General features: G+C 65.6%; 9 protein-coding genes and 1 pseudogene. 4 read left to right on the forward strand and 6 right to left on the reverse strand.

Annotated features, from left to right (window positions below):
* Positions 1-18: 18 nt before the first annotated feature.
* Complete coding sequence (locus tag DER72_RS12590; protein WP_110070349.1) at positions 19-861, reverse strand: Rpn family recombination-promoting nuclease/putative transposase; 843 nt, start codon at positions 859-861, stop codon at positions 19-21.
* A gap of 384 nt (positions 862-1,245) precedes the next feature.
* Between DER72_RS12590 and DER72_RS12595 the strand changes: the two genes are divergently transcribed.
* The 3 genes from DER72_RS12595 to DER72_RS12615 all read left to right on the forward strand — a co-directional run bounded on the left by DER72_RS12595 (position 1,246) and on the right by DER72_RS12615 (position 3,831).
* Complete coding sequence (locus DER72_RS12595) at positions 1,246-1,689, forward strand: NUDIX hydrolase (protein ID WP_219983278.1); 444 nt, start codon at positions 1,246-1,248, stop codon at positions 1,687-1,689.
* Positions 1,682-2,791: an ADP-ribosylglycohydrolase family protein gene (locus tag DER72_RS12600; RefSeq protein WP_110070336.1), complete on the forward strand. Its 1,110-nt coding sequence runs from the start codon at positions 1,682-1,684 to the stop codon at positions 2,789-2,791. Before DER72_RS12595 ends, DER72_RS12600 begins: the two co-directional genes overlap by 8 nt.
* A gap of 548 nt (positions 2,792-3,339) precedes the next feature.
* Complete coding sequence (locus tag DER72_RS12615; protein WP_110070339.1) at positions 3,340-3,831, forward strand: hypothetical protein; 492 nt, start codon at positions 3,340-3,342, stop codon at positions 3,829-3,831.
* A 378-nt stretch (positions 3,832-4,209) separates the two neighbouring features.
* On the opposite strand, the gene DER72_RS12620 is transcribed toward DER72_RS12615, so the two are convergent.
* The 4 genes from DER72_RS12620 to DER72_RS12635 form a co-directional block, all read right to left on the reverse strand.
* Positions 4,210-6,843: a DUF5906 domain-containing protein gene (locus DER72_RS12620; RefSeq protein WP_110070340.1), complete on the reverse strand. Its 2,634-nt coding sequence runs from the start codon at positions 6,841-6,843 to the stop codon at positions 4,210-4,212.
* Positions 6,840-7,202 carry a hypothetical protein gene (locus tag DER72_RS12625; protein ID WP_219983280.1) on the reverse strand — a complete coding sequence of 121 codons (363 nt, stop codon included), beginning with the start codon at positions 7,200-7,202 and terminating at the stop codon, positions 6,840-6,842. The genes DER72_RS12620 and DER72_RS12625 overlap by 4 nt, the downstream gene beginning before the upstream one ends.
* Before the next feature lie 299 nt (positions 7,203-7,501).
* Positions 7,502-7,693: an AlpA family transcriptional regulator gene (locus DER72_RS12630; protein ID WP_110070342.1), complete on the reverse strand. Its 192-nt coding sequence runs from the start codon at positions 7,691-7,693 to the stop codon at positions 7,502-7,504.
* 242 nt (positions 7,694-7,935) lie between these two features.
* Positions 7,936-8,454, reverse strand: coding sequence for a hypothetical protein (locus DER72_RS12635; protein ID WP_110070343.1), 519 nt, complete (start codon positions 8,452-8,454; stop codon positions 7,936-7,938).
* Positions 8,455-8,642: 188 nt separating this feature from the next.
* Between DER72_RS12635 and DER72_RS12640 the strand changes: the two genes are divergently transcribed.
* On the forward strand, positions 8,643-9,599 hold the full coding sequence (locus DER72_RS12640) for a hypothetical protein (RefSeq protein WP_110070344.1): 957 nt from the start codon (positions 8,643-8,645) through the stop codon (positions 9,597-9,599).
* Between the two features lie 74 nt (positions 9,600-9,673).
* Here the strand turns inward: DER72_RS12640 and DER72_RS12645 are convergent.
* A pseudogene (locus DER72_RS12645) lies at positions 9,674-9,935 on the reverse strand (transposase); the annotation flags it as partial.

A 9,935-nucleotide genomic window follows, 5' to 3' on the forward strand; every position in this document is an offset into this window, starting at 1 on the left:
TCGTCGAGGAATGAGTCATCAAGAATCCCTACGTAGAATTTCTGCGCGGAGATGGGCTACCTCATCCTCAGAGAGCTGGGCGATATCGGCAATAGACGCATCATCCATTTCCGTTTTGAGGATCATGGCCCGTGCGACTTCTTCACGCCCTTCCCGCCGGGCATCATTGAGCAGTGACACCTCATCGCGTAGCGCCCGCTCCCGCACAAACGCCAGGCGCTGTGCCTCTTCGTCAGCGCTGAGCTGCCGGATACGGCTCATGGCCTGCTTGACGGGCTCATGGGCAACATTTGCCATGGTCAATTCCTCCTGCCAGTGCTCGAAGAAGGTCACCCAGGCGGCCATCGGGCCGGGGGCAAGGTTTAGGCGGTCGGCCTTTCCCAATTCGATCAGGTTCATCTGCAAGATGTTCCCCAGCGTCACGTCAGGCTGGGATTCGTCGCGCATTTCAAACCGCCACACAGCCTGCCGCTTCTGGGCCTCGGTGGCCGTGAACAGATCGAAGTCCAGCAGGTGGATCCCGACGGATGCCTTGAGGTGCTGGTAATCCTCGCCAGCGTCCAGCTGCAGGCCGAGGGTCCGCGCCAGGTAAAACAGACCACGCTTATGCCAGGCGCCGTAACGACGAACCTGGATCTCCACATTATAGCAGTGGCCATCGGCATCACGGGCCAACACGTCGAGAACGATGTACTTGCCGGTGAGCTCGCTGGGCTCGATGTTGGGATTGAGCACTTCGACTGCCGTGATATCGGGTAGATCCGGCCGTAGGTCATTGATCAGCGCCACCAGCAGATCCGGCGCTTCGGAAAACAGCCGCTTGAAGACGTAGTCGTTCTTGGGGTCGAGTAGGTTGGCCATGAAGTGCCCTTGCCAGATGATCTGCCAGTAGCTTACCACGCCCCTGCCTTTCTGAGTCAGCCAAGACATTAGCAGCCAGGCTAACCCCCTGATTCCATGGCGATGCTGGCCGTCTCGGGCTAGTCTGGTGCTTTCCGCTTTCGAGGCCATGCCATGCCTGTAGTGCACCCTCGCCGTGACGATACCGGAACGCCGGTGGTCTTGGCTTCGCCCTCAACCCCGACACCTCTGGCCTGCTGGGACGACCCCTCCGCGATCGCCAGGGTGGTGCCGGACGGACCGCTGCCGGCTCAGCTGAACGGGCTGGCGCTGGCGCCATGGACCGCCGACGGGGCCAGGGGCCGCGAATGGCCCTGGGAAGCCGCAGGGGCGACACCGGACCGGATGCCTACCCAAGCCAAAGGTGACGGCGGCTGGAGCCAGGATGCCCCCTCCCTGCCCCTGTTGCCGGGCAAGGCGCCCGCGGCCGGCGCGGTGGTCATGGAGCCTGACGGTCGGGTGTGGGTGATCCACCCCAGCAATGCCTTCGGGGGCTATCGGGCGACCTTCCCCAAGGGCAAGCAGGAGCCCGGACTGAGCCTTGAGCAGACCGCGATCAAGGAGACCTTCGAGGAGGCTGGCCTGGTCATCGCCCTGATCCGTTGGCTGGTCGACGTGCCGCGCTCGACCAGCGTCTGCCGCTATTTCTTGGCCCGACGGATCGGCGGCAGCCCGACGGCCATGGGCTGGGAGAGCCAGGCGGTGAGCCTGGTGCCGTTCGCGCGCCTCGGCGAGGTGCTGCACCACCCCAACGACCAACCGCTACTGGAGGCCCTGCGCCATGCCTGAGACACCGTCCCACCCCACCGGGCAACCCGCCCGCTCGCTGGATTCCGCCTCGGTCCCTGACCGGCTTAGCCGATACCGCGGCTGCCTGCTCGCCGGGGCCTGCGGCGATGCCCTGGGCGCGCCGGTGGAGTTCTGGCGCCGTTCTCAGATCATCGCGCGCTTGGGTGAGCCGGGCATTACCGATTACCTCAAGGCCTATGGTCGGGTGGGCGCGATCACCGACGATACCCAGATGACCCTGTTCACCGCCGAGGGGCTGTTGGCCGCCGAGGCACTGGGGGCCGTTCGAGAGGTTGAGGGGCATCGCCAGGCGGGGGCGGCGGCCTTGCAGCGCTGGCTGGTCACCCAGGGCGGACGTAGCACCCTGACAGATGCGGCTCAGGCAGACGCCAGTGCCCTGTTGGCTGAACCGGCCCTGCATGCCCAGCGTGCCCCGGGCAATACCTGTCTGTCGGCGCTGCGGGCGATGACAGTGCTGGGCGAGCGCGCGGTGAACGACAGCAAGGGCTGCGGCGGGGTGATGCGGGTGGCGCCGGTGGGCCTGTTCGGGGCCTGCCATGGCCTCGATCCGCGCGAGACGTTTGCCCTGGGCAAGGAACTGGCCTGGCTGACCCACGGCCACCCCAGCGGGTATCTGACCGGCGGCGTGCTGGCGGTGCTGATTCAACGCCTGGTCGAGGGCAGCAGCCTGGAGGAAGGCGTGACCCTGAGCCTGGCGCTGCTGGCCGACGAGGAGGGCCACCAGGAGACGCGAGACGCCCTGCAGCAGGCGTGGCGGCTGGCGGGGTGCCCTACCCCTTACCCAGAAGCGATCGCGGCCCTGGGCGAAGGCTGGGTGGCCGAGGAAGCGCTCGCCATCGCGGTCTACTGCGCCCTGGTCAGCGAGGACCTGCGTCATGGCGTGGTGCTGGCGGTGAACCACGACGGTGACAGCGACTCCACCGGGGCCATCGCCGGCAACCTGCTGGGGGCCATGCACGGCGAGGCCGCGATCCCTGACCCCTGGCTGGCCACGCTGGAGCTGCGCGAGACGATCGCCGGGATAGGCGAGGCGCTACATTTTACCCCCGATGCCCGGGCCACTGCCGAGCTCCTGCGGTGAACGCGCTCCCTGAACCGCTACCCCCCGAGCAGCGTGAGCGGGTCGCGGTCCTGACCGTGATCCACGAGGGCAAGGCCTTTTCGCCGGGTGAGCTCTATCGACTGCGTGATCCCGAGCCTGACCCTGAGCTGACTCACCTGCCGACGCTGCTGGAAGGCCTGTGGGCGGCGCTGGGGCCAGGGCAACCCCAAGGTAGTCGTCGGGTACTGGCGCGCTGTAGCGGGGCACAACGGCCGTTTCTGGCGGCATGGCGGGCTGAGGTCAGCCAGGAAGAGGCTGCCATGCTCGAGGCCGTTGGAGACCCGGGCGAACAACCGTCGGCAGGATTCGCCATGGAGACGCTGGCGCTGTGCGCTTGCTGCCCAGTACCCGAGGCCTGTGCGCTCAGGGGGCAGTGCCGGGTGGACCAGGAGACGCCCGGTCTCGCGATGGAGGAGGCTCAGGCGGGAGGTCAGTCCGCGACGCCCAAGAGAGCCGCCGAGGAGGCGCTGAGGGACGTATCAGAGGCCTACCAGGCCCCTACCCCACCCTAGCATACGCTCGCCGCCGTGGACGCCCAGGCACAGGCCGAGGCCCAGGGGCAGGCCTGGCTCAATGCGCCAGGCGGGGTGGAGCAGCTGCTGGACGAGCTGCAGGCGATGACCTGGGCGGCGTGGTATGCCTGGTGGCGTGGTCAGATCAGCCAGGCCGAGGCGCACTATCGCCAGCACGTCGAGGTGCGCTGGGCCACAGCGATCGTCGCCGGCCGGCATCCAGGCGTCGCCATCCTGCCCGCCTGGCACCGGGAGCAGCTGCCGGACTACCTGCGCCGGGTCTACTTCCATCAGGACCAGGGCGTCGCTTGGGATCAGGTGCCGCCGGCTGATGAGGCCGTCGAGGCGGTGATGTGGGCGTGCAGCGACGCGGCCAATCTGCGCTTTCAGGGTATCCCTGCCCCCAACGCACCAATGCCCGCCGAGTGGTTCGATCGCCAGGTGGCGGAGATGGCCGAGGACGTGGCGTTGCATGCCGGCTACCTGCGTGGCCTGGTCGAGGAGTGAGGCCGGTGGGGCGTGTGAGAGCGAGGAGGGTTCGCCTTAGGTGCCGATGAGCAGGTGCCTTTTTTCGTGGCTTGTGTGCCAGGGCCGGTCGCACCGAGGCCAACCGTTACAAATGCCGCCGTGTCTGTAACGAGAAAGGTCTTTGTATTTCAATAACTTGCTCAATTTCGTTACAACGTTACCGGATCTGCCATAAGTCTCACCCCTCTATTATTCCTGACGAAAAATAGGTTTGCCCTTTTTAGAGCGGCTGTAACGTTGTAACGGTTTGGCTGTGATATCCATATTTTACTTTTTATTTTCAATGACTTATAAAATAAACGGCACCGTTACAGCTTGGACAGGCTGTAACGGTGCTGGGGCTCAAGGGCTCAGCGCTCAGGCGGCTTGCTGTGCAATGTCCTGTCGTTCGGCCGCCGTGGCGAGCACTTGGCAGGGACTATGCGGGTAGCGTTCGTCTCGATGCCGAGCCTTGGCGTATTCGTCCTGAAACTGTTGCGAGGCCGATTGGCGACGCCAGTAATCCGGCCGCCTGAGTAGCCAGATACGCTTCGGTCCTTCGCCGCGGATGACTCGCCTGGGGTCATCCAGTGATTCGGCGCCGGCGTCTTCCATGGCCCGGCGCATGCCGGTTGTCAGTCGCTTTTCCTGATCCTCCGTAAAGATGAGCGCCACGTCTTCGTTGGTGATCAGCTCACTTGGCCAGTGAGCCATGATCTCGTCGGCCCGCTGTTGCACCATCGACTTGGCTGCCTTGACCACCGCCTGCTTGTCGAGCGTGTTGGGGGGCCGCTCGCCGGGGTTGAAGCCCGTGATCTCCCGCTTGGCGAGATAGGCACCGATCGCATTGATGAACTCGGGGTCCTTTAGCGCCGCGTAGAGCTCAGCATACACCGCCGCATCCCGTGGGGGTGCGTTCAGCATGACCACCCGCCAGCGTCGATCGTTGGTATCGATCGGCAGGGCGTTGGCGTGGTTGGAAAATACCAGCCAGCGACAGGCATTGAACTCGACGTACTGGCTCCCGTACTTGGGATTGATGTGGCGCTGCTCGGCATTGACGATCGACTTGAGCTGGTTGGCGTATCGGTAGCTGTTGTCGTTGCCGCCTTCTTGGATCTCGTCGACCATGGCCAGCAGCTTTTCGCTCAGCATGCCGTTGAAGCTGCTGTTGAGCAGCCCCGCCAGGTCGACGTTAGGAGCGACGTAGCCGCACCAGAGGCGAGCCAGCACGGAGGCCAGCCAGTTACGCCCACAGCCGGTGTGCTTGGCGATATGCAGCCAGCCATAGTGAGGCAGCTCACCCGGCTTCTGTTCGAGGTGGGCCAACCAGTCCAGGAAGGCCTCCCGCTCCTCGGGCTCGGGGAGTAGGTAAGCCAAGTGATCCAGAAAAGGGGTGATATCGGACCGGGGCGCCCAGCGCTTGATCGGCCGCCAGGTATTGACCGCTCGCGTGCCATTGGGATCCTTGCAGATGATCTCCTGTCCGGGTGCGAAGGTGCGCGTCATGACGGACACCCGGCGCGCATCCTCCTGCCAAAGCCGGGCGTTGGGCACCGGTCTCTTGGCATCCTCCGAGGGTAGCGTCGCCGCCGACAGCGTAAGGCCTGCCAGCTCCTTGACCGAGAGGAACAGCGTCCGGCGGGGGCCGAGGTAAGCCACCTGCGGACCCTCGCTGATATAGATCAGTCTCTCGCACATCTCATCGACGGTCATGTGCGTCGGCACCATTTCCCCCACGTCGCTGGCCTCTTGCAGCCGAGCGTTCTCGGCCTGTTGCTGCTGTCGCCTTTCCAACGATCCACCATCCTTAGTCATGTCGTGCTCACATTGCCCCGCTGTGGCCATGCCCCCCTCCAACTCAACGCTGGGCACCCCCGGTGCCCCCGCACCCGGCGTGGGGCATTGAGGGCCGTTGTCGGGGCCCTGTAGTGCATTCAGGCAGGCCTCCACCACGGCCTTGACCGCCTCGTCGCCCTCGCGGCGGCGCAGATCATCGAAGTCGGTGGGTCCCTTGACCTTGCCGGTGGCGGGGTCCGGGGTGCCCAGCTCGGCCGGGAAGTCGGGGTAAGCCACCAGGCCGCCCACGGCCTCGGCGGCCTGTCGGGCGTAGTGGAGTCCGGGGTTTGCCACCGGCTCGAGGGTCCACTGGTCGTTGTCGGCGGCGATGAGGATCAGGGCGTCGGGCTTGGCCCGGGCGATGCGCTTGGCAACGTGGATCAGGTTATTGGCGTCAAAGGCCACGGTCACGCTGTGCCCGGTGGCGTGGCGCAGGGCCAGGCCGGTGGCGTAGCCCTCGCAGACCACATAGACCTCGCGGCCGTCGTGGAGCTGAGGCTGTCCCATGGGCAGGCAGGCACCCTGGCGCTTGCCACCCGCCAGGTAGTCCCGGTCGCGGGCGAGGATGTTGTCGCTGTCGCGGAAGATGGCCTGCAGCGAGACGATCTCATTGCCTTCGCCGACCATGGGGATCAGCAGGGCGTCCTCGGCCACCAGGCGCGGCTCGCCGTTGTAGAGGATGTGGTAGGCCCCGACCCTGGCGCGCAGCGGGGCATGCCCCTTGCGCTTGAGGTAGGGGTGGTCGTCCACCTCGCTGACGGGCCTGGCCTTGGCCAGCATGGCTTGGGCGCGCGTCGCCGCGGCTTGGTGGCGAGCTTTTTCCTCGGCCTCGCGCTTGGCCTTCTGCGCGGCGCGGGTCTTGTCCAGGGCGGCCCGCTCGGCCGGGGAGAGGGGTGTGACGCCCTTCGCCGAGAACGATACCTTGACGTCCGGGCCGAGGCGTTTGTTGCAGCCGAACTGGCCCGCGGGGCGCGCGTCGTCGTGGAAGGTGTACCAGCCGTTCTTGACCCCGGGCGGATCACCGGCCACATGGAAGCGGCGCAGCTTGCCGTCACCGGCAATCGGGGCCTTGTCGTCGTAGACGATGCCTTCGTCGGCCATCGCCTGGCGAAGCTGGTCCTGGGCGCTGTATGACGCCGGGGTGTCCCCCGGCGGTTGGGTGTAGGCGTTCATGCCGCGGCCACCTCGCGTCCTACCTGCGCGCCGATCATGCCGCTGAGCTGCTCGAAGGTGTAGAGCGGAATGGTCGCGTCCATGCCCAGGCCGTACCAGTCGATGAACTCGATAAACACCTCGCCGCGCGGCGAGAGATGCAGGAGCGGACCGCCCCTGACGCTGCCCAGGCGATACTGGCTCCAGCCGGCCTCGATAGGCTCGGGGTCGAACCCGAAGCGCACGCACTCCTCCGGGCTGATCGGCACCTGGCTAACCCGCACCTCGCCGACGATCCAGCTGAGGTCATTGAGCCGCTCCAGGCCAGGGCGACGGTCGAGGTAGCGGTACAGGGCCTCCAACGAGCCGAAATGGGCCACCACTGAGGTCCAGGGGGGAGTGGACGTGGGCAAGACCACCGTGTCCTGGATGTCGGTTGCCTGGGCGTCACAGGTCGTATCGGCATGCTCATTTTTGAGCGATTGGGCTTGCGCGTGTGGAAGCGCGAACTTACCATGGTTATGGTTCACTTATTGAACCTCCTAGTGAGTATGTCAGGTGTCGTGGCCTGACAGATAGGTGGGCGCTTGCGGCAAACAAGCGCGCACGTGGGTGCATCACCAAATCGATGACATCAATGCTCTCTCTTCGCCTCACCGTCCGGTGGGGCGTTGTTGTTTTAGCCTTGTCGTGTTTTTAGCCAGGCATCCAGTTCCTCCTTCAGGACTCCCTTCGATCGTGGCCCCAGGGTGACAACCCCCGGAAACCCAGGCTGCCCTAACAGTTGCTGGGCGGTGCCGTGCGACACACTGAGGTAGTCCCCCAGGTCTTTGAGCCGCACGATACGTGACCCCACGTTGTTGGCTTTCATTCATGCCTCCCCTTGGCGTGTCAGTACTGCTGGCTGACCGTAGCTATCATATTCCTGACGCCAGCAGAATGTCTACAACCGATTGATATTGTTGGATTTTATCGCTCATAAATGAGCGATTTGCCTTTCAACATCGTCATTTATCAACAACTTATGGCGTGAAGAAATTGGCAAAAATACCGCGCTTTCTCGGCCATGCGAGCGCTTGGCCTCCCCGGTCGTGACCGGGGAGGCAGGCGGGGTCAGTGGCCGACGGGCGGTTCCAGGGCGCCGTCCTGCAGCGGGCAGAGGCGGGTCACCAGGTCCCACAGCTGCTCGAAGCTCTGCACCGCCACCCAGCGCGGAGCCTGGGGGTCGAGCGCATGCGGGCCGGGCTCGTAGATCACCCCGGCGTCGGGCGACAGGTGCAGCCGCGGCGCCTGGGTGTCGTCGTGGTAGGTGTAGGCGCTCAACCCGGGCAGGCGCAGTTGACGCCAGCCCAACGAGACACCGGCGTCGTCGCTTTGCCAGGCACAGCAGAAGCCGCCGATGCGCCAGGGGGTGTCGGGGGTGACATCGCGCACCCCCACCCGGCGCAGGACGTCGATCAGCGCAAAGGCCTCGCCATAGGTGGCCATGGCGATGCGCTCCTGCGCCTCCGGCAGTGCCTCCTCGGGCACCCACAGCGGGGCGGCCTGATGAATGCCGGGCAGCGGGATGAAGGCCGTCTCAAGGCGGTGCGCTGCGGTATGACGGTCGGCGGTGTGGGTCAGTTGGGTCATGATCTGCTCCTTCAGCAGTCGGTGAGGTTCGATGTGCCGATGTGGCACGGGATCAGCCTCGTTGGCTGTCCTTATAGTCTTTTGTCACGACATGCTGGCACCGACACTTTTTTTCATCCGAGGTGGCCAGAAATGCGATAAAATACTGTTTCGTATGAGGTTTATTTTTTCTCGCCGAGGGTTGACACATGTCGAAGCACACCACGTCGAGGCACGCCACACCACCTGAGCCGGTTCGCTACGTCGAGGGCTTTCCCGAGCACCTGCCGGGGCAGCGGCACTTTGTCTGCGACCGGTTGTCGGCGACCCTCTCCCCCACCGAGTGCGGCGTGCGCCACGGCGTGGCCCTGGGAGATACCCGGGGCCGGCACAGCGCCTGCCGTGACTGCCCCATCGGCCGGGTCCATGCCGCGGGCCTGTCGGCGACGCGAGAGGCGCTCCAGGCCGCTATCCAGGGGCCAGGCGGGCCCCGGGCCCTGTGCGTGCGCTGTGGCCGCCAGAGCGGACGGTTGATCGGGCAGGCGCTGTGTGTGAGCTGCTACAACCGCGAGCGTGAGGCGAAGGAGGGGCGCAACAGCAAGGGCAAGGTGCCAGTCACCTATGCCCCCTTGCGGCTGCGGCGGGTGGGGCTGGAGATGCCCGACGGCGAGATCCGCTGGGCGCTGTTCGAGGCGCAGACCTGGCTGGAGCCGTTGCTGCGCGGCCTGGCGGCCTACCCCGGGGCGCGACTCCATGCGGGACAGCCGGGCGATGACGCGCCGTGGCACGAGATGAACGAGACGATCCTGCACGCGGAGTACCGGGACGCCGAGGGGCGGCCCCTGGCGATGGACGTGGAGGCGACGGGCAATCACTACGCGGTGCGCTACCGCCCTGCCCTACCTGACGAGCTCCCGGCCCCGGTCGTAGCCCCGGTGAGCCTGTATGACCCGGGCTTTGTGGCTGACTGGCTACACCATGGCGAGGAAGGTCAGACGATCGGCGAGGCGTGGCGGGCGGTGGGCTTTGGCTGCGATACCTGTCGCCAGGGGGTGATGCAGGCGCGGCGACGGGCCGGTGTGCTGGAGGTGAGGTGTACGGGGTGTGGGGTGGCAGAGGGCAGCGACACGCCACCGGAAGGCCCCAGGGCGGCGCTGACACCTTGAGGCGGGAATGGATCAGCCAGCGGCATAACGCGCCGCACGGGGCGGCGCTGGGCGCTCTCGCAAGGGACCGGGGCTCAGTGCCGGCTCTCGGCACGCAGGCGTACCACGTCCTCCACCATCAACCCAGTGGCCTGGGCGATCTGTTCGTCGTTCAAGACGCCTAGCTTGATCAGGTTACGGGCGGTCTCGCGCTTGGTCTCCAGAACACGCGCCTCAGCTTCATGCAGCGCTTCCTGGCGCCCTTCCTGGCGCCCTTCCTCGATCCACCGTTCGGGCCATTTCTTGATGCGTTCGGCCAGCATGTCATGTACCTCGTGTAGATCCTGCAAGTGGTTG

It is taken from the genome of Halomonas sp. A11-A, assembly GCF_003182195.1.
GTDB lineage: Bacteria > Pseudomonadota > Gammaproteobacteria > Pseudomonadales > Halomonadaceae > Halomonas > Halomonas alkalicola.

What these genes read in the sequence shown, in the direction of transcription:
- DER72_RS12590 (WP_110070349.1), bottom strand. Translation starts at nt 861, where the DNA reads ATGGCCAACCTACTCGACCCCAAGAACGACTACGTCTTCAAGCGGCTG.
- DER72_RS12595 (WP_219983278.1), top strand. Translation starts at nt 1,246, where the DNA reads ATGCCTACCCAAGCCAAAGGTGACGGCGGCTGGAGCCAGGATGCCCCC.
- DER72_RS12600 (WP_110070336.1), top strand. Translation starts at nt 1,682, where the DNA reads ATGCCTGAGACACCGTCCCACCCCACCGGGCAACCCGCCCGCTCGCTG.
- DER72_RS12620 (WP_110070340.1), bottom strand. Translation starts at nt 6,843, where the DNA reads ATGAACGCCTACACCCAACCGCCGGGGGACACCCCGGCGTCATACAGC.
- DER72_RS12630 (WP_110070342.1), bottom strand. Translation starts at nt 7,693, where the DNA reads ATGAAAGCCAACAACGTGGGGTCACGTATCGTGCGGCTCAAAGACCTG.
- DER72_RS12635 (WP_110070343.1), bottom strand. Translation starts at nt 8,454, where the DNA reads ATGACCCAACTGACCCACACCGCCGACCGTCATACCGCAGCGCACCGC.
- DER72_RS12640 (WP_110070344.1), top strand. Translation starts at nt 8,643, where the DNA reads ATGTCGAAGCACACCACGTCGAGGCACGCCACACCACCTGAGCCGGTT.